Raw genomic sequence first — 19,183 nt, 5'->3', positions numbered from 1 at the left:
AGTGGCTCCGCAAAGCGCTGACGATGCACCGCGCAACCGGGTGCAAACTTCCTTCGCTCTTCGGGTGGACACGTTGTTATCAAGACGACGTTGCCGCCTACCTCGTCGGCGGCCAGTCCGCAGCCGGCCGGCGGGACGCATGAAGAGCAAAAAGGCCGGGATCCATGATCGGATCCCGGCCTTTTTCTTTATTATTCGAAGGCGTCGTCTCGTTTAGCCGAGCTGTGCCTTGATCGTGCCCGACGCCTTGCCGAAATCGATCTGGCCGGCATAACCCTCGCGCAAAGCCGCCATCACCTTGCCCATGTCCTTGATGCCGGCAGCACCGATTTCGGCGATGATGCCGGCGATGATTTCCGAAACCTTCTCGTCGGACAGCTGTTCCGGCATGAAGGTCTTGATGACGGCGATTTCCTCGCGCTCCTGCGTGGCAAGTTCGCCGCGGCCGGCATCGTCGTAGATCTTGGCGGATTCTTCGCGCTGCTTGACCAGCTTCTGCAGGATCTGCAGGATTTCGTCCTCGCTCGTCTCGTCCTTGCCCACGCCGCGATTGGCGATGTCACGATCCTTGATGGCGGCCTGGATCAGACGCACCGTCGAAAGACGACGCGTGTCCTTGGCCTTCATCGCTTCCTTCATGGCAGTGGAAAGCGTTTCGCGGATCATGATCTCACTCCTTAACGGCCGTTTTCGGCCTATTATAATAATGTAACGCGTACATAGACGACACGAACCGCCCATTCAATGAAATGATACAGGAATAAATGGCGGATCGGGCACTGCGGTCAGTTGACCGCAAGGCGCGGCTTCGATATTTTCCCGCACCTAGCACATAATTGAACGAAGGTTTTCGCGCGACCCATTCGCGTGCCTTCTCCTGCGACCACATTGATGGCCCTGCACTCTGCTAGAAAACTCTGGCGGACACGGGCGGAGACGAACCGAATGACCGCGACAGCCCCCTCTACCGCGCCCTGGACGACCAGCAAACCCACCGCTCTCCTCGTGCTTGCCGACGGCACCGTGATCGAGGGCACCGGCATCGGCGCCACCGGCAAGGTAACGGCGGAAGTCTGCTTCAACACGGCGCTGACCGGTTACGAGGAAATCCTCACCGACCCGTCCTATCTCGGCCAGATCGTCACCTTCACCTTCCCGCATATCGGCAATGTCGGCACCAATGAGGAAGACATCGAAGATCTGACGCCGGCAGCACGTCGCGGCGCCGTCGGCACCATCTTCAAGGCCGACATCACCGAGCCGTCGAACTACCGCGCCGCCAAACATCTCGACGCATGGCTGAAGGCTCGCGGCGTCATCGGCCTGTCGGGCATCGACACCCGCGCGCTCACCGCCTGGATCCGCGAGAACGGCGCACCCAATGCCGTCATCGCCCATGACCCGAACGGCGTCTTCGACATCGAAGCACTGAAGGCCGAAGCCAAGGCCTGGGGCGGCCTCGTCGGTCTCGACCTTGCCAAGGAAGCAACCTCGGGCCAGTCGTCGCAATGGACGCAGAAGCCCTGGGTTTGGAACGAAGAGTTCTCCGATCTCGACCCGGCAGACGCCAAGTACCACGTCGTCTGCGTCGATTACGGCGTCAAGCGCAACATCCTGCGCCTGTTTGCCGGCCTCGATTGCAAGGTCACGGTCGTTCCGGCCGACACGTCGAGCGAAACCATTCTGGGCCTCAACCCGGATGGCGTCTTCCTGTCCAACGGCCCGGGCGACCCGGCTGCGACAGGTGAATACGCCGTTCCGGTCATTCAGGACATCGTCAAGTCCGGCCTGCCGACCTTTGGCATCTGCCTCGGCCACCAGATGCTGGGCCTCGCGCTCGGCGCCACCACCGAAAAGATGCACCAGGGTCATCACGGCGGCAACCATCCGGTCAAGGATCACACCACCGGCAAGGTCGAGATCGTTTCGATGAACCACGGCTTTGCCGTTTCGTCGAAGTCTCTGCCGGAAGGCGTTGAAGAGACTCATATTTCCCTGTTCGACGGCTCGAACTGCGGCCTGCGTCTGGCCGGTAAGCCGGTCTTCTCCGTGCAGCACCATCCGGAAGCCTCGCCCGGCCCGCAGGACAGCCACTACCTCTTCCGCCGCTTCATCAACATGGTGCGCGAGAACAAGGGCGAAGCGGCACTCGCCGAGCGCTGAGGCAAGCCGACGGCATCCGAAAAATACGCTTGACCTCAACCATTGTTGAGGTTGCACAAATACCCCTGCTCAACAAAAGCGGGGGTATTTTCGTATGGACGAGATTGAAAAGCGGGTTATCCGCGTCAACAGGTTTTCGGTTCCAACAGACAGCCGCGACGCCTTCATGGCGTTCCTGAAGCGAACGCACGACATCATTCGTGCCCAGCCGGGCGTGATCGAAGAGATGATCATCGAGCGTCAGGTGACGGTCGATCATTTCAGCATGCTGGCGATCATCCAGTTCGAGAATGAAAACGTGCTGCAGCCGATCATCGCCGCCATTGCCGAGGCGGACCGCAATGACGGCATAGACCGGCAGGACGTGTCCCGCCGGCTCGGCATCGAAGCCGATACCGGCTTCTACCGTTACGCCCAGCCGGCGTGACGGTTCCACCATAGAGTCATACAGCAACCGTCGGCTTGTTGCGCACCAGCAGCCAGAAACGGCCGCACAGGAAGGCGGCAGCGGCAGCAAGCCCGAGCACGAAACCCAACCAGACGCCTTCCCCGCGCAGACCGAGCGGGAAAGCAAACACCCAGGCGCAGACAAAGCCGATCGGCCAATAGGCAACCAGCGCAAGGATCATCGGGATCGTCGTATCCTTGAGACCACGCAGAATGCCAGCGCCGACCGCCTGCAGGCCATCAACGAGCTGAAAGACGCCGGCGAGCATGATCAGCGGCGCTGCCAGACCCAGCACGGCTTCGGCATCCGGTTGCTTGATGTCGAGAAACAGTCCCCCGAAGAAACGCGGCAACCCCATGAAGAGGATGCTGCCGATGGCGGTGAACACCACACCGATGACCAGAGCCGCCACGGCTGCGCGGCGTACACCGATCGTATCGCGGCGACCATGCGCCAGCCCGACCCGGACAGTCGCGACCTGCGCCAGCCCAAGCGGGATCATGAAGGCGATCGAAGCCAGCTGAAGCGCGATGCCGTGGGCTGCCAGTTCCAGCTTGCCGATCATCCCCATCAACAGGGCCGCTGCCCCAAACAGGCTGGTTTCGGCCAGAATGGTGAAGCTGATCGGCAGGCCGAGCACGAAAACTTCCCTGATCATGCCCCAGTCAGGCCGCCAGAAACGCACGAAAATCTCGTAGGCGCGGGTATCGGGCAGGAATTGTATATAGGCGACGATGATGACGAAGCCGGTCAGGTTGGCACAAACGGCGGCAATCGCTGCGCCATGCAGACCAAGCTGCGGCGCCCCGAAATGACCAAAGATCAGCAGATAGGCTGCGATCAGGTTGATCGCGAACATGCCGAGCGTGACAAACAGAACCATCCCGCCCTTTTCGAGACCGGTCACGAAAGAGCGAAGCGCGAAGAAGCCGAGCGCCGGAAAGATGCCCCACATCGCGATGCGCAGATAACTCTGGGCCGTGGCGGCAACGTCAGGCTCCTGCCCCAGCTTCAGCAACAGCGGCTCGGAAAACCAGAGGATGGGGGAGACAAGCACGCAATAGGCCAGAACGACCCAGAGCCCCATGCGCACCGAACGGCGCACCCCGGTCGTGTCGCCATGGCCGAGGGCCTGCGCCACCATCGGCACGATGGCGCTGGTAAAACCGCTGCCGAAGATGAAGGTGATGAAATAGAGCTGCGTGGCAATGACCACGGAGGCAAGCTCCGTCGTCCCGAGCCAGCCAACCAGGATCACGTCGGTCGTATGGATCGCAACCTGCGCCAACTGCGCGCCGACCAGCGGCACACCGAGCACCAGCGTGGCGCGCATATGCGTGAGCCAGGAATTGTCGACCCCTTTTTCAAGGACCGTTTCAGGGCGCGCCACTGCGACTGACATTTTTGAACCTCCCAAAGGAAAAACGCCGCCTCCAAGTCTGGAGAGCGGCGATGTGCACCCGCCATAGACCAGCGGGCGCAGCACGGCAACCCTGAGCTACAATCGAGCAGGTTTTTTGAAGCGTGCTTCAATTATGGTGATCAATCGCGCGGCAGCGGCGCAACACACCTCGACAAGCGCCCAAGTTTCGTTTCACAAAACGCGAAACAGAACGGGGTGGGGAAAATGCTGGAACTGATTATCAAGGGCGCAGTGATCGGTTTTGGCGCCACCGCATTGATGGATATCTGGGCTTTTGCCCTGCACCTGCTTTTTGCCGAAGCAAAACCCAACTGGGCACCCGGTGGCCGCTGGTTTTACCATCTTGGAAGCGGCAGGATTTTTCACGAGGATATCGGCAAAGCTCAGCCATACGCGCATGAAAAAGCGCTTGGATGGACAGGTCACTACGCCGTCGGCATTCTCTACGGCATCATTCTGGCAGGCCTTGCCGGCCCACAATGGCTTGCCACCCCGACCTTCATTCCCGCCTGGATACTCGGCATCGTCACGATCGGCGCCGGCTGGTTCCTGATGCAACCCGGCATGGGTCTTGGATGGGCCGCATCGAAAACGGCCAATCCGAGAAAGTCCGGCTGATGAATTTTGCCGCCAACACAGTGTTTGCAATCGGGCTTTACGGCACCGCGCTTCTGCTGGCCTGAAACTCAGACCTCGCCGGAAAACGTATCGCAGCTTTTGATATTGCCGCTGTCAAAACCCTGGCGAAACCATTTCATCCGCTGCGCCGACGTTCCATGATTAAAGCTGTCGGGAACGACATAACCCTGACTGCGCTTCTGCAGCGTATCGTCGCCGATCTGCTGGGCCGCATTCAGAGCCTCTTCCAGATCGCCGCGTTCCAGAACACCCTGCTGCTCGGTATATTTGCCCCACACACCGGCAAAACAATCGGCCTGCAACTCAACCCGCACCGACATGCGATTGGCTTCGACTTCGCTCATGCGCTGACGCGCCTGGTTGAATTTCGGAAGCACGCCAAGCAGGTTCTGCACATGGTGGCCAACTTCATGTGCCACGACATAAGCCTCGGCAAAATCACCGGACGCGCCGAAACGCTGGCCGAGTTCACGGAAAAAGTCGGTATCAAGATAAACCTTGCGGTCGCTCGGGCAATAGAACGGCCCGGTCGCGGATGAGGCAGTGCCACATGCGGAACTCGTTCCGCCACTGAACATCACCAGTGTCGGCGGTTGATAACGCTGCCCGGCCTGCTGGAAAATCTGCGTCCAGGTATCCTCCGTATCGGCAAGAACGGTGCGGACGAACTGGCTCATCTCGTCATCGGCCGGCGTGCGACGCTGGGCGCTCTGCTCATAACCGCCGCCACCTTCGCCGAGAATATCTCCGCCGGAAAGCAGCGTCAGCGGATTGATGCCGGTCAGCCAGCAAATGCCCAGAATAAGCACGAGGCCGCCGATGCCGATACCACCGCCCCCACGACCGCCACCGCCGATCGGGATACGGAAACCGCCGCCACCCGAAGATCCACCACCACGACGATCCTCGACATTATCCGACTGTCGCCGACCTCTCCACTGCATGACATGCTCTCCAACGCAACAGTTTCAGCGAAGCAATATAGGTCAGGTGGAAGGGAAATCCACGACTTCATTGAGAGCGTCCCGCGAAGACGGCTTCGCAACCAAAAATAACATTCAAAAATGCGATACACCGACAAACAAAAGACAACCATAACGACAAAATTTACGTACCTACACAACAAAAACGACTAACAACCATGAATAACTCAAATATACACACCTAGTCATATTTTAAATGATCTACCGATTCACGAAGTAATAACCATGAGAGGATATCTATTCCGCACGACGCATTACTGTTTCAAAAGGGAATATTCCAATGTCGTTTTTCGGTGGCAGACAAAGCGCAAACACCAGACAGATCGAAGAGCGCTTGGCTGCGGTAAGCGAACGCTCTGAACTGCTTGATGAAGCCTGTGGCATCGGCCTGTGGGAAGCCGTTCTTGTTGATGGCGATGCCATGCATCCGCAAAGCCGCTGGACATGGTCGGCGGAATTTCGCCGCATGGTCGGTTATGAGAACACCACGGATTTTCCGAATGTCGTGCAGTCATGGTCCGACAAGCTGCACCCTGACGATGTTCAGCCGACTTTTGCAGCCTTCGCAGGGCATCTGACCGACAAGACTGGCCGCGCTCGCTATCGCGTCAACTATCGCCTCAAGATGCGCGACGGCTCCTATCGCTGGTTCCGCGCCACAGGCGGCTGCCGCCATCAGCCGGACGGCAAGACGATCCGCGCCTGCGGATCCTTGACGGACGTCCACGATCAGATCCTGCTGGAGCAGAAGACGGCACGCGAGGCGGCCGAGGACAAGCTGGCAATCGACAACCTGCTGAAAGGACTGTCGGCGCTCGCCAATGGTGACCTGACCTATCGCGTCACCGCCGAGCTTTCGGAAAAGACCCGCCTGTTGAAAGACGATTACAACCGTGCCGTCCGTACGGTGCAGACCATGGTCGCTTCGGTCGCTCACGCCACGCAGAACATGCAGAACACCGCATCCGAAATCAGCCACGCCTCCGACGATCTCGCCTCGCGCACCGAACGTCAGGCCGCAGCACTCGAGGAAACCGCTTCCGCGATCGACCAGATCACCTCGACCGTCAGCAAGACGGCATCGGGCTCGAAACAGGCCGCATCGCTGACCCTTTCGGCGCGTCAGGTTGCGGAAAAATCCGCATCGGTCGTCGAAAGCACCGTCAATGCAATGTCTCAGATCGAGCAGTCCTCGCAGCAGGTCGGCAAGATCATCGGCGTCATTGACGAAATCGCCTTCCAGACCAACCTGCTGGCCCTCAATGCCGGCGTCGAGGCTGCCCGCGCCGGCGAAGCCGGACGTGGTTTTGCCGTCGTCGCCCAGGAAGTGCGGGAACTGGCACAGCGCTCCGCCAACGCGGCGAAGGAGATCAAGACACTGATCGACACGTCTTCAAGGCAGGTGACGGAGGGCGTCTCGCTCGTCGACCAGACCGGTGAAGTGCTGCGCAACATCTCCACCCAGATCAACGACATCAACACCGTCGTCAGCGACATCGCCTATTCCACCCAGGAACAGTCTACCGGCCTGCAGCAGATCAACACCGCCATCAACCAGATGGACCAGATGACCCAGCAGAACGCCGCGATGGTGGAAGAAACGACGGCAGCAAGCCACGGCCTTGTCAACGAGGCACAGGAACTGTCGCAGATGATCGCAAAATTCAACTTTGCAGACGAAGCGGTCGCCGCCTCGCATCGACCGACGCATCGCCGCGCTGCCTAACGCAAACAATAGAATCTCAACGATACCGGAAGCCCGCCGACAGGTGGGCTTCCGTCATTTTACCGCATGAGATGCCGACAAATGCCTCAGGCTACCCGAAGCGAGGCCTTGCCGGGCAGGAAAATCGTCAGCAGGCCAAGCGCCGGCAAGAAGGCGCAGATGGCATAAACAAAGGCAATACCATGGGCGTCGGCCAGAAGGCCAAGCACCGCCGCAGCAATACCGCCCATGCCGAAAGCAAAACCGAAAAACACACCGGCGATCATGCCGACACGTCCCGGCACCAGTTCCTGCGCCATGACGATGATGGCCGGGAAGGACGAGGCCATGATGAAGCCGACCATCGCCGACAAAAAGATCGTCAGCGGCAGATTGGCGAACGGCATGGCAAGCGTGAACGGCAGCACGCCGAGGATGGAGAACCAGATCACCACCTTGGAGCCGAACTTGTCACCGATCGGCCCGCCGACCACCGTCCCCAGCGCACTGGCACCGAGAAACACGAACAGCATCAGCTGCGACTGCTGCACCGTCACACCGAAACGCTCGATGACGAAGAACGTGTAATAGCTGCCGATGCTGGCCATGTAGATGTTTTTGGAAAACGTCAAAAGCGCCAGAATGACGAGCGCGACGACCACCGTGTTGCGTGGCAGCGAATGCGCATGCACGACTTTCTTCTTGCCGGCATTGGCGGCCATATGAGCCTTGTACCAGGACGCGACGCGGCTCAGCACAATGATGCCGATGATCGCCGCGATGCAGAACCAGGCGACGCTGCCCTGCCCGCGCGGCACGATGATGAAGGCGGCAAGCAATGGACCGATCGCTGTGCCGAGATTGCCGCCAACCTGAAACACCGATTGCGCAAAACCATATCGGCCGCCCGAGGCAAGTCGCGCCACGCGCGAGGATTCCGGATGGAAGATGGCAGAACCGATCCCGACCAGCGACGCTGCCAGAACCAGCATGTTGTAATCATGCGCGGTGGCCAGCAGAACAAGACCCAGCAGGGTCGAAGCCATGCCGACCGGCAGCGAATAGGGATAGGGTTTCTTGTCTGTAACGATGCCGACGAGCGGCTGCAGGAGCGACGCGGTGCACTGGAAGGCGAGCGTGAGAATACCGATCTGCCAGAAATCCAGCTGATAATCCGTCTTCAGCATCGGGTAGATGGCGGCGATCATCGATTGCATGATGTCGTTCAGCATATGACTGAAGCTGACGGCAAAAATGATCGGCAGCACGGTCGCCTCGGCAGCGATTGCCGCCACAGGCTTTGAAGTCGCATCGGCCATTCTGTTTCCTCCGCGCAAGCGGTCGTCGTCTTGGATGGCCGTTGCATTCATTATCGTTGATTTAGCAATTAATGGATTGAGATCAATTTTGTCCATGCCAGCCGCACGTCGATCGGTACGGTTCGCTGTTTTTTTGTCAGCAGTCGCATGACGAGAGCAGTGCACTTTGCAAGCTGTGAGGCCAAAGCTGCTTAGCGATGTGAAAATCCGGCTGCATCACCGCCATCCCGTGACGCGCCATACATTTCCTGTCGATATGCCCATTTATGGGGTTCTCATACCCGCCGCTTTTGCCTATAAGCCGCGTCTAGCCAGAAAAATCATGCGCACGCCACCCGACCGGAGCTATTCATGCCCCGAGCCGGCTTTTTGCGCAGAAAAAAGCGGATAGAGACCATGCCAAAGCGCCAAGATATCAAATCGATCCTCATCATCGGCGCGGGTCCGATCGTCATCGGCCAGGCATGCGAGTTCGACTATTCCGGCACCCAGGCTTGCAAGGCGCTGCGCGAAGAGGGTTACCGGGTCATTCTGGTCAACTCCAATCCGGCAACGATCATGACAGATCCAGGCCTTGCCGACGCCACCTACGTCGAGCCGATCACGCCTGAAGTCGTCGCAAAAATCATCGCCAAGGAACGCCCGGACGCACTTCTGCCGACCATGGGCGGCCAGACCGCCCTCAACACCGCGCTATCGCTGAAGCGCATGGGCGTGCTCGACCGCTACAATGTCGAGATGATCGGCGCCAAGCCCGCTGCGATCGACATGGCCGAAGACCGCGCGCTGTTCCGCGAAGCCATGTCGCGCATCGGCCTCGAAACCCCGAAGTCGATGCTGGCCAACGCCACCGACATCAAGGATGCCGATCGCAAGACGCACGAAGCCGAGCGCAACAAGCTCAAGGAAACGCTTTCGGGCGCCGACCTCGACAAGGCGCTCGACGCGCTGGAAAACACCTGGAACCTCGGCGAGACCGACCGCAAGCAGCGTTACATCAGCCACGCCATGGCGATTGCCGCACAGGCGATCGACGTTGTCGGCCTGCCCGCCATCATCCGCCCGTCCTTCACCATGGGCGGCACCGGCGGCGGCATCGCCTATAACCGCTCGGAGTTTTTTGAAATCATCGGCGGCGGCCTCGATGCCTCGCCGACCACCGAAGTGCTGATCGAAGAATCGGTGCTCGGCTGGAAGGAATACGAGATGGAAGTGGTCCGCGACACCGCGGACAACTGCATCATCATCTGCTCGATCGAAAACATCGACCCGATGGGCGTCCACACCGGCGACTCAATCACGGTTGCCCCTGCCCTGACGCTGACCGACAAAGAATACCAGATGATGCGCAACGCCTCGATCGCGGTCCTGCGCGAAATCGGCGTTGAGACCGGCGGCTCGAACGTTCAGTTCGCCGTCAACCCGAAGGACGGCCGCCTCGTCGTCATCGAAATGAACCCGCGCGTCTCGCGCTCCTCGGCTCTGGCGTCGAAGGCCACCGGCTTCCCGATCGCCAAGGTCGCCGCCAAGCTTGCCGTCGGTTACACACTCGACGAACTCGACAACGACATCACCGGCGGCGCGACGCCGGCCTCGTTCGAACCGTCGATCGACTATGTCGTCACCAAGATCCCGCGTTTCGCCTTTGAAAAATTCCCGGGCGCCTCACCGGTCCTGACCACCGCCATGAAGTCGGTCGGTGAAGTCATGGCGATCGGCCGCACCTTCGCCGAATCGCTGCAGAAGGCGCTGCGCGGTCTCGAAACCGGCCTGACCGGTCTCGACGAGATCGAAATCCCCGGCATGGAAGAGGGCGAAGGCTCCAAGAACGCCATCCGCGCCGCCATCGGCACGCCGACGCCGGACCGCCTGCGCCAGGTTGCCCAGGCGCTGCGTTTCGGCCTCACCGAAGAGGAAGTCCACGAAGCCTGCAAGATCGATCCATGGTTCATCGCCCAGTTCAAGGCGATCATCGACATGGAAGAGCGTGTTCGCGAGCACGGCCTGCCGACCGATGCCGAAAACCTGCGCAAGCTGAAGTCCATGGGCTTCTCCGACGCACGCCTTGCCAGCCTGTCGAAAAAGCGCCCGAAGGAAGTTGCCGAACTGCGCAACGCACTCAACGTGTGCCCCGTCTTCAAGCGCATCGATACCTGCGCTGCGGAATTCGCCTCGCCGACCGCATACATGTACTCGACCTATGAGACGCCTTTCGTTGGCGCGCTGCGCTCGGAAGCGGAAATCTCCGATCGCAAGAAGGTCGTCATTCTCGGCGGCGGCCCGAACCGTATCGGTCAGGGCATCGAGTTCGATTATTGCTGCTGCCACGCCGCCTTCGCACTGAAGGATGCCGGCTATGAAGCGATCATGATCAACTGCAACCCGGAAACGGTTTCCACCGACTACGACACCTCCGACCGCCTCTATTTTGAGCCGCTGACGGCTGAAGACGTCATCGAAATTCTCCGCGCGGAACAGGAAAAGGGCGAAGTCGTCGGCGTCATCGTGCAGTTCGGCGGCCAGACGCCGCTGAAGCTTGCCGAAGCCTTGGAGAAGAACGGCATCCCGATCCTTGGCACAGCGCCCGACATGATCGACCTTGCCGAAGACCGCGACCGCTTCCAGAAGCTTCTTATGAAGCTCGACCTGACGCAGCCGAACAACGGCATCGCCTACTCGGTCGAACAGGCACGCCTCGTCGCCTCCGAAATCGGCTTCCCGCTGGTCGTTCGCCCGTCCTACGTTCTCGGCGGCCGTGCCATGCAGATCCTGCATTCGGAAGGCCAGTTGCAGACCTATCTGCTCGACACCGTTCCGGAACTGGTTCCGGAAGACATCAAGCAGCGTTACCCGAACGACAAGACCGGCCAGATCAACACCCTGCTCGGCAAGAACCCGCTCCTGTTCGACAGCTACCTGTCCAACGCGATCGAAGTCGACGTCGACTGCCTCTGCGACGGCACCGACGTTTATGTCGCCGGCATCATGGAACATATCGAGGAAGCCGGCATTCACTCCGGCGACAGTGCCTGCTCGCTGCCGCCGCGCACGCTTTCGAACGAGATGATCGACGAACTGGAGCGTCAGGCCAAATCGATGGCCAAAGCCCTCAACGTCGTCGGCCTGATGAACGTGCAGTTCGCCATCAAGGACGGCACCGTCTACGTGCTGGAAGTCAACCCGCGCGCTTCGCGTACCGTTCCTTTCGTCGCAAAGACGATCGGCGCACCGATCGCCAAGATCGCTGCCCGCGCCATGGCCGGCGAAAAGCTGGACGCAACGTTTGCCGCCTATGGCTCCAAACCGGATCCGCGCAACCTGAAGCACATCGCCGTCAAGGAAGCCGTATTCCCGTTCGCCCGCTTCCCCGGCGTCGACACCCTGCTTGGCCCGGAAATGCGCTCGACCGGTGAAGTCATCGGCCTCGACACCGATTTTGCGCTCGCCTTTGCCAAGAGCCAGCTCGGCGCCAGCGTCGAACTGCCGCGTGACGGCTCGGTCTTTGTATCTGTCCGCGACAGCGACAAGGAACGCGTCCTGCCGGCGATCCGCCTTCTGGTCGAGATCGGCTTCAAGGTTATCGCCACCGGCGGCACCGCCCGTTTCCTTGCCGAACACGGCATCGAAGCCACCAAGATCAACAAGGTTTTGGAAGGCCGTCCGCATATCGAGGATGCCATCCGCAACCGTCAGGTCCAGCTGGTCATCAACACGACGGACTCGAACAAGGCGATCTCGGATTCGAAGTCGCTGCGCCGCGCCACGCTGATGCAGAAGGTGCCTTACTACACGACGATGGCCGGCGCCGAAGCCGCCGCCATGGCCATCAAGGCCCTCAAGGCCGGCAATCTCGAAGTACGCCCGCTGCAGAGCTATTTCTGAGCTGTCTGAGATCAAATCATGCGACGCGCCGTGCACCCATATGGGCACGGCGCGTTTTTTCTTTTCCGCTTATACGGTATCCCGTCTCAGACGATCCGCGCTTCCATGAATTTCGCGGTTTCCTTGATACCCCATTGATCCTGGAAGGCAGGCCTCGGCCGATCGACAAGCACCAGCTTGCCATCCTGCTTGATACGCGTCGGCAGTGACTGACGGTCGATCGCGCCTTCCAAAGTCATAGCCAGATCGCGTGCGAACACCCGGTTACCGATATACCAGGAATGGGTCCATGAGACCCCTCCGAAGGCAGGATCGGGGGGAAGTTTCTCGAAATACGGCCCACAATCGACATCAACCGCCTTGCGAGGCGCGTCGTCCGGCAACCCCACACGGCCGGCACGCGGAGCAACCCCCAGACGTTTTGCATTGGAGACGGCCAATGCTGCATCGAAGGGATTGGAATAGTTGGTCAGTCGCATGATGCGATCAAACATGGGCCTGCACCAGTCACTGCTGCTGGAAAGGCTTGCAGCCGAAACATCCCCGGCGATGAAGGCAACCTGACCGACACGCCAGGGGCTATTGCGCAAGGGGCCGTCCTTTTCCGCCTGCACGAACGCTTCCATCGTCACATAGGCGCCTGCCGAGTGGGCCAGCAGATGGACATTGGTCAAACAGCCTTTTTTCTGCCCTTCGCTCAACAGGCGGATTGCCTTGGTCACCAGATCGATAGCGACCTGTGCTCCATCCCGGCGATCCTCAAGATAGTTCAGGGTCTGGTTGGCGCTTGGCCAATCGAAGGCAACGATCTGACCACGCCAGCCCTCCGCCCGTAAATCCAAAGTCAGTTGCCGTGTACGGCGCAACACGTCTGCCATTGCATTGTTATAGCCATGAACAAAGACCAGAACATCGCCCACCGGGCCAATGGAGTTCGGGTTCTCATCGCCGTCGGCAAGGCCCTGAACTTCTGCAGCCCATTCTTTCGGGCTTCCAACGATATGACTTGCGTCATAGGCGACATCAGCGCCCGGTACCTTGAGATATCGAATTGGTCCGGGTTCTGCCGTGAATTCGTTTCCCACACGCCGGCGGGCACACATGATGTATGTATCAGTCATATCGTCCCCCACTCTTCTTCATTCAAAACATGATTTAGTATTGGTATTTTTACAACAAATATTGCGCATGTCTCGATGAATACTGACGGAGATCGTGCATCAGACAGCCCATCGGCCGAGCTGGCGTATCTCCTCCCTGAACCGTGCCAACTCCTCAGCCCGCCTGCCTTCATCCGGAATGCGCAGCAGATAGGACGGATGCACAGTCACAAATAACGTCCGCTCGTTATCCATCACGATCGGGCGTCCGCGAACATCCTCCAGCCGATCCTTGGCGTCAGTCAGTGAAAACAATGCCGTAGCCCCCATGGCGACAATCAGCTTCGGCTTCACCAGATCGATCTCCCGCGTCAGCCACCAGCGGCATTGCTGGACCTCGCCCATATTGGGACGCTGATGGATACGGCGTTTTCCACGCGGCTCATATTTAAAATGTTTGACGGCATTGGTGACATAGAGCCGCTGGCGATCGATACCGGCGAGCATCAGCGCCTCGTCGAACACCCTGCCGGCAGGCCCCACAAACGGACGTCCGGCAAGATCCTCCTGATCGCCCGGCTGTTCGCCAACGATCATGATACGGGCATCAACCGCACCCTCGCCAAAAACCGTCTGCGTGGCACGACAATGCAGGTCACAACGGCTGCAATGACGAGCCTCCTGTCGCAACGCTTCGATCGTGCCGACTTCGGCGGCAGGCGCGTCCGGCGGCAAATGAGCGGCGGCCTCCTGAAGACGGTGGTGAAACGGCAGCGGCTCGCTTGCCTGCCGTCGCCCCATATCCAGCACCCTGGCTTCCGCGCCGGCGATAAGGCCGGGGATGAGATCCGCTTCGGGAAGGTTTTTCCAGTATTTCTTCGGCATCTCCGTCATCATCATCTTCACCTTCAGCCGCGCCGGATTGAAGATGGAAGCGTAATAGGTGCGCCAGAGTTCGTCGGTCTCATCGCGGATATCAGGCTTGTCAGCCGGCTCCGTCGTCGTGCGCAATGTCTCGCCGTCCCACGAGGCCGAACCGCGTGGTGTTGCGATGATCCAGTCCATGTCGTTGAAACGGCGCTGGAAAAATGGCGCCACACGAGCGACGATAAAATGATCTGGCTCGAACCACGCAATAAACCGCCGCCTGCCGGCAACACCTTGCGGCAACGGCATTTCCTTGAAACGGACGAAGGCAGTCATCTTGTGATAGTCGCGCCCGACCGACTTGTGCATGCGGTGTGCCGCCACGACATCCGCGTCGGATTTCACCTCCAGCAGATGCCGTTCCTCCCTCAGCCGAAAGAGAAGGCGGTAAAGAAGCGCAAAACGTCCAGGGTCGGCATGGCAGACAACAGCTTCGGCAAGGTGCAGGAAAGCAGGCGGAACACTGATCGGGCGTGCCACCTGCTCGTTTTCACCATGCCCACGCGGAGAATCGCCGGCATCCACACCGCGTGCACCGAACAGCCCCTGCTCCTCGTCACACAAGCGCCAATCTATTTCCCCCGGCTTCACGCCCGCTAGCAGAAAACGTCGCGCAGCATCCCGCCACTCCCCGACGTCCCCGCGCCCTTCAAGGAAACATGTCTGCGTCATAACAGTTGCAGCTGCTCGGGCTTCGGCATGAACATCGATCGCAGATCGGCGCGATCCACCAGCCGGTGCGGCGTCCACCCCTCGGCCGTGATGAAGGTCTGCACCTTCTTGAGCGATACACCGAGGCGACCGACATCCTCCAGCCGCAGCCGGCGAAAACGACGGGCAGACAGAATGGATTTCACAGTCTTCGTGCCGAAACCGGGCACCCGCAAAAGCGCCTCCTTGTCAGCACGGTTCACGTCAACGGGAAACCGATCGCGGTGTCCAAGCGCCCAGGCGAGTTTGGGATCAAGGTCGAGATCGAGCATGCCGTCGGCACGCGATGAAGTGATCTCACCGATATCGAAACCATAAAAGCGATAAAGCCAGTCGGCCTGATAAAGCCGGTGCTCGCGCATCAGCGGAGGCTTTATCAGCGGCAGGTTCTTGGATGAATCGGGGATCGGGCTGAACGCCGAATAATAAACGCGCTTCAGACCGTAGCTGCCGTAAAGCCGCGCGCTGGTGCCAAGAATGGTCGCGTCATCGGCGGCATCGGCCCCCACGATCATCTGCGTGCTCTGCCCCGCCGGCGCAAATTTCCGGCGACGTTTGGTCTGCAGGGTCGGCTCCGCCATCTCTTCGATTTTCAGGCGCAGATTGCCCATCGAACTACGGATATTGTCGGGCCGTTTTTCCGGCGCGAATTTGCCGATGCCCGCATCCGTCGGCAGCTCGATATTGATCGACAAACGGTCGGCGTAAAGCCCTGCTTCCTCGATCAGCGCGGCTGACGCTTCGGGAATGGATTTCAGATGGATATAGCCGCGAAAATTATGGGTGGTGCGAAGCTCGCGGGCAATGCGCACCATTTCTTCCATCGTATGATCGGAGGACCGAATGATGCCCGAGGACAGAAACAGCCCCTCGATATAATTGCGCCGATAAAATTCCAGCGTCAGCCAGATCACCTCCTCCACCGAAAACCGCGCCCGCTCGACGTTGCTGGAGGAGCGATTGATGCAATAGGCGCAGTCATAGATGCAGAAATTCGTCATCAGAATCTTGAGAAGCGAAATGCATCGCCCGTCCGGCGCATAGGCATGGCAGATGCCGGAACCTTCCGTCGAACCCAATCCGCCGGAGGCTGACGAATCTCGTTTCACCGTACCGCTCGATGCGCAGGACGCATCATATTTGGCGGCATCGGAAAGGATGGCGAGGCGTTCTTTGAGCGACTTCTTCATTAGCGCGTTCACTATATGTTCTGCGCCGTAATGTCAAGAAACCTTGCAAAACCAATTCCCCCCCTGTGAAATCGCCCGCACCTGCACTATCTCTGTTTTTATTGGAATTTGCTGTCAGAATTCTGTTATACTGGCGCAAATAGTGATTTTCGGACGGTTCCGGAGTTTATGCTCCGGGACCTGTTTCTTTTTGTGTCCGGACATGCCGGGCACGGGGTCGAGGACTTAGGAAATGGTTGAAAAGGTACCGATGACGCCAGGCGGTTTCACGAAGCTTCAGGAAGAGCTTCGCTGGCGTCAGCAGGAAGAGCGTCCGCGCATCATCGAGGCGATCGCTGAAGCACGCGCCCATGGTGACTTGTCCGAAAACGCCGAATATCATGCTGCCAAGGAAGCCCAGAGCCACAATGAAGGCCGGGTATCCGAGCTTGAAGATCTGACGGCTCGCGCCGAGATCATCGACCTGTCGAAAATGTCGGGTTCGACGATCAAGTTTGGCGCCACCGTCAAGCTGGTCGATGAGGACACCGAGGAAGAGAAGATCTACCAGATCGTTGGCGACCAGGAAGCCGACGTGAAGCAGGGCCGGATCTCGATTTCGTCGCCGATCGCACGTGCGCTGATCGGCAAGGAAGCCGGCGATTCCATCGAAGTCGTCGCGCCGGGCGGTTCGAAAGCCTACGAAATCCTCGCCGTTACCTGGGGCTGATCAGCCCCGAATATCCCGCCGGAGACAGACGTGCCGCTTGCAGACATTCGCAAGGTTCAGGTGATCGCGCCGAACTTCAAGCGGCGCCTTTCCGGCGTGACGTCGACCATCATCCAGCTCCTGCCGGTTCAGAGCCGGCAGGGCCAGCACATAGCCTCGCTCGGCCCCGGCCTGCCAGGCACCCTGCCCTTCATCCGTTTTCGTGATCTTGTGCATCTCTGGTCGGCGCCCGCCGCATGGCCGGTGCGCGTCTGGCATGCCCGCCGCAACATCGAGATGCTGCCGGCGATCTTCATGCGCGATGTGCTGCGGATGAAAATCCGCATCGTCTTCACCTCCGCCTCGCAGCGAAAACATTCCAGCTGGACCAGGTGGCTGGTGTCGAAAATGGATGCGGTCATCGCAACCAGCGCCAAAACCTCCGCCTATCTGGAAGTGCCGAACACGGTCGTGCTGCACGGCATCGACACCCAGCGTTTTTCCCCGCCTGAGGAAAAAACCGCGGCGAAGCGCGCTTGCGGGCTGGATGATACGAAAAAGATCGTCGGCTGCTTCGGTCGCGTGCGCCATCAGAAAGGCACCGACCTTTTCGTCGACGCCATGATCCGGCTATTGCCATCGCGCCCTGACTGGGTCGCGATCATCGCCGGTCGCGCCACGGCACAACACGTTGCATTCGAAAACGAGCTGAAAGCGCGGGTAGCTGCTGCCGGCCTCGTCGATCGCATCCTGTTCGTCGGCGAGCACACCAATATCAACGATTGGTATCGCGCACTCGATCTTTTCGTCGCACCGCAGCGCTGGGAAGGTTTTGGCCTCACCCCGCTCGAAGCCATGGCGACGGCTGTGCCAGTGGTGGCGACAGATGTCGGTGCATTCCCGGAACTGGTGGTGACAGGAGAACATGAAACGGGCGAAATCATCGCCCGTGATGATCTCGATGCCATGGTATCGGCCACAGCCCGTTTCATGGACGATGAACCGCGACGTCTTGCTGCCGCAAAGCGCGCGCTCGCTCACGCCGGGCAGAATTTCAATATCGAGGGCGAAGCGGAAACTCTGGGCCGCATCTATGCGGCCACCGCTTCATAAACGGCTTACCGCTCGATACGATCCTCGATCGGATGTTTTTTCAGTGCATTGCGCTGGTAGATCTTGGCCTGCGTCAGGAACGAATAGGACGCCCCCGTCATCGCCTGAATGAGGCCCGGCACACCACAGCGCCACAAACCGTTGAAGAAATACAGCCGAAGAAAATAGACGGTTGGCGAAAATAGTAATTTCTTCAGCTTCGACTTCTTGCCTTCAGCCAACTTTTGATCGGCTTTCAGGGTGGAGTACTTGTTTTCCTTGAGAATCTGCTCGTCGAGAAGAAGCGGCCTGAAATGCAGAAGGCTGCCGGTTGGCGTGTCCTTCACCCGCCCTTCAGGCGTGATCCCCTCGTGAACCTTCTGGCTGAGGTCGTATTGCCCCTTGCCGCTGCGGATCATGCGCAGGTTCTGGCGTTCACGCACGTTTTCGGGCGTGTAACCATAACCGATCAGATAGGGACGGCGCGCAATCCGCCATCCGACCACATCCGCGGGCGCTTCCACCAGTTTGGGCAGCAGCCCAAGAAACTGATCGTCCAGCCGTTCGTCCGCATCGATATTGAAGCACCATGGCTGGCTGCACTGCTCAAGCGCAAACTGCTTCTGGCCCGCATAACCGCGCCATGGCTCATACATGAACCGGATCGGCCAGCCCTTGTCGATGTAGGATTGAACGAGTTCTGAGGTCTTGTCGGTTGAGCCAGAATCGACGATGACAATCTCGGCAAAACCTTTGAGACTTTCGATACAGCGCCCTAGATAGTTCTCTTCATTGAGGCAGATGATGAAGCCCGATATAGGCAGAAGGCCGGTCATGTCTCGTATCCGTCGACAACAATGTCTCAGGCGCGGAAGACGACTGAGTTTCGGCAGCATCTATACGAGCGACGAGA

The 19,183-nt window shown here is 59.3% G+C and carries 14 protein-coding genes and 1 pseudogene; 7 read left to right on the top strand and 8 right to left on the bottom strand.

Annotated elements, in window-relative coordinates:
* Positions 1–213: 213 nt before the first annotated feature.
* Positions 214–666: a GatB/YqeY domain-containing protein gene (locus EDF70_RS04335; RefSeq protein WP_132272082.1), complete on the bottom strand. Its 453-nt coding sequence runs from the start codon at positions 664–666 to the stop codon at positions 214–216.
* Between the two features lie 279 nt (positions 667–945).
* Between EDF70_RS04335 and carA the strand changes: the two genes are divergently transcribed.
* Positions 946–2,163, top strand: a complete 1,218-nt coding sequence (gene carA, locus EDF70_RS04330) for a glutamine-hydrolyzing carbamoyl-phosphate synthase small subunit (protein WP_132272081.1) — start codon at positions 946–948, stop codon at positions 2,161–2,163.
* A gap of 94 nt (positions 2,164–2,257) precedes the next feature.
* Positions 2,258–2,590: a hypothetical protein gene (locus EDF70_RS04325; RefSeq protein ID WP_132272080.1), complete on the top strand. Its 333-nt coding sequence runs from the start codon at positions 2,258–2,260 to the stop codon at positions 2,588–2,590.
* 16 nt (positions 2,591–2,606) lie between these two features.
* Here the strand turns inward: EDF70_RS04325 and EDF70_RS04320 are convergent, their stop codons facing one another.
* The gene (locus tag EDF70_RS04320; RefSeq protein WP_132272079.1) at positions 2,607–4,013 is read right to left on the bottom strand and encodes an MATE family efflux transporter; all 1,407 of its coding nucleotides are present in this window, start codon (positions 4,011–4,013) and stop codon (positions 2,607–2,609) included.
* A 225-nt stretch (positions 4,014–4,238) separates the two neighbouring features.
* Between EDF70_RS04320 and EDF70_RS04315 the strand changes: the two are divergent.
* Positions 4,239–4,717: pseudogene (locus tag EDF70_RS04315) on the top strand (DUF2938 domain-containing protein).
* A 3-nt stretch (positions 4,718–4,720) separates the two neighbouring features.
* Here the strand turns inward: EDF70_RS04315 and EDF70_RS04310 are convergent.
* Complete coding sequence (locus EDF70_RS04310; RefSeq protein WP_132272078.1) at positions 4,721–5,617, bottom strand: neutral zinc metallopeptidase; 897 nt, start codon at positions 5,615–5,617, stop codon at positions 4,721–4,723.
* A 319-nt stretch (positions 5,618–5,936) separates the two neighbouring features.
* Between EDF70_RS04310 and EDF70_RS04305 the strand changes: the two genes are divergently transcribed.
* On the top strand, positions 5,937–7,382 hold the full coding sequence (locus tag EDF70_RS04305; protein WP_207908214.1) for a PAS domain-containing methyl-accepting chemotaxis protein: 1,446 nt from the start codon (positions 5,937–5,939) through the stop codon (positions 7,380–7,382).
* An 86-nt stretch (positions 7,383–7,468) separates the two neighbouring features.
* Here the strand turns inward: EDF70_RS04305 and EDF70_RS04300 are convergent, their stop codons facing one another.
* Complete coding sequence (locus tag EDF70_RS04300; protein ID WP_132272077.1) at positions 7,469–8,680, bottom strand: MFS transporter; 1,212 nt, start codon at positions 8,678–8,680, stop codon at positions 7,469–7,471.
* A gap of 396 nt (positions 8,681–9,076) precedes the next feature.
* On the opposite strand from EDF70_RS04300, the gene carB reads away from it, so the two are divergent.
* On the top strand, positions 9,077–12,562 hold the full coding sequence (carB, locus tag EDF70_RS04295; RefSeq protein WP_132272076.1) for a carbamoyl-phosphate synthase large subunit: 3,486 nt from the start codon (positions 9,077–9,079) through the stop codon (positions 12,560–12,562).
* 86 nt (positions 12,563–12,648) lie between these two features.
* On the opposite strand, the gene EDF70_RS04290 is transcribed toward carB, so the two are convergent.
* The 3 genes from EDF70_RS04290 to EDF70_RS04280 form a co-directional block, all read right to left on the bottom strand.
* The gene (locus EDF70_RS04290) at positions 12,649–13,683 is read right to left on the bottom strand and encodes an alpha/beta fold hydrolase (protein ID WP_132272075.1); all 1,035 of its coding nucleotides are present in this window, start codon (positions 13,681–13,683) and stop codon (positions 12,649–12,651) included.
* A gap of 99 nt (positions 13,684–13,782) precedes the next feature.
* A complete protein-coding gene (locus tag EDF70_RS04285; protein ID WP_132272074.1) occupies positions 13,783–15,261 on the bottom strand; it encodes a UdgX family uracil-DNA binding protein in 1,479 nt (492 codons plus the stop codon).
* Complete coding sequence (locus EDF70_RS04280) at positions 15,258–16,490, bottom strand: putative DNA modification/repair radical SAM protein (protein ID WP_132272073.1); 1,233 nt, start codon at positions 16,488–16,490, stop codon at positions 15,258–15,260. The genes EDF70_RS04285 and EDF70_RS04280 overlap by 4 nt, the downstream gene beginning before the upstream one ends.
* 232 nt (positions 16,491–16,722) lie before the next feature.
* Between EDF70_RS04280 and greA the strand changes: the two genes are divergently transcribed.
* Entirely contained in the window at positions 16,723–17,199 is a 477-nt protein-coding gene (gene greA, locus EDF70_RS04275; RefSeq protein ID WP_132272072.1) for a transcription elongation factor GreA, read from the top strand.
* A gap of 30 nt (positions 17,200–17,229) precedes the next feature.
* Positions 17,230–18,291 (top strand): glycosyltransferase family 4 protein, encoded by a 1,062-nt coding sequence (locus tag EDF70_RS04270; protein WP_132272071.1) that lies wholly within the window; start codon positions 17,230–17,232, stop codon positions 18,289–18,291.
* Between the two features lie 5 nt (positions 18,292–18,296).
* Here the strand turns inward: EDF70_RS04270 and EDF70_RS04265 are convergent, their stop codons facing one another.
* Positions 18,297–19,106, bottom strand: a complete 810-nt coding sequence (locus tag EDF70_RS04265) for a glycosyltransferase family 2 protein (protein ID WP_132272070.1) — start codon at positions 19,104–19,106, stop codon at positions 18,297–18,299.
* Between the last annotated feature and the right edge of the window lie 77 nt (positions 19,107–19,183).

It is taken from the genome of Neorhizobium sp. JUb45, assembly GCF_004343585.1.
Classification (GTDB): Bacteria; Pseudomonadota; Alphaproteobacteria; order Rhizobiales; family Rhizobiaceae; genus Neorhizobium.
The sequence above is the reverse complement of the archived record's forward strand: the minus strand, read 5'-3'. Positions and strand labels throughout refer to the sequence as shown.

Excerpts from the sequence above, each read along its gene's own strand:
- EDF70_RS04335 (WP_132272082.1), bottom strand. The coding sequence starts at position 666 with ATGATCCGCGAAACGCTTTCCACTGCCATGAAGGAAGCGATGAAGGCC.
- carA (WP_132272081.1), top strand. The coding sequence starts at position 946 with ATGACCGCGACAGCCCCCTCTACCGCGCCCTGGACGACCAGCAAACCC.
- EDF70_RS04325 (WP_132272080.1), top strand. The coding sequence starts at position 2,258 with ATGGACGAGATTGAAAAGCGGGTTATCCGCGTCAACAGGTTTTCGGTT.
- EDF70_RS04320 (WP_132272079.1), bottom strand. The coding sequence starts at position 4,013 with ATGTCAGTCGCAGTGGCGCGCCCTGAAACGGTCCTTGAAAAAGGGGTC.
- EDF70_RS04310 (WP_132272078.1), bottom strand. The coding sequence starts at position 5,617 with ATGCAGTGGAGAGGTCGGCGACAGTCGGATAATGTCGAGGATCGTCGT.
- EDF70_RS04305 (WP_207908214.1), top strand. The coding sequence starts at position 5,937 with ATGTCGTTTTTCGGTGGCAGACAAAGCGCAAACACCAGACAGATCGAA.
- EDF70_RS04300 (WP_132272077.1), bottom strand. The coding sequence starts at position 8,680 with ATGGCCGATGCGACTTCAAAGCCTGTGGCGGCAATCGCTGCCGAGGCG.
- carB (WP_132272076.1), top strand. The coding sequence starts at position 9,077 with ATGCCAAAGCGCCAAGATATCAAATCGATCCTCATCATCGGCGCGGGT.
- EDF70_RS04290 (WP_132272075.1), bottom strand. The coding sequence starts at position 13,683 with ATGACTGATACATACATCATGTGTGCCCGCCGGCGTGTGGGAAACGAA.
- EDF70_RS04285 (WP_132272074.1), bottom strand. The coding sequence starts at position 15,261 with ATGACGCAGACATGTTTCCTTGAAGGGCGCGGGGACGTCGGGGAGTGG.
- EDF70_RS04280 (WP_132272073.1), bottom strand. The coding sequence starts at position 16,490 with ATGAAGAAGTCGCTCAAAGAACGCCTCGCCATCCTTTCCGATGCCGCC.
- greA (WP_132272072.1), top strand. The coding sequence starts at position 16,723 with ATGGTTGAAAAGGTACCGATGACGCCAGGCGGTTTCACGAAGCTTCAG.
- EDF70_RS04265 (WP_132272070.1), bottom strand. The coding sequence starts at position 19,106 with ATGACCGGCCTTCTGCCTATATCGGGCTTCATCATCTGCCTCAATGAA.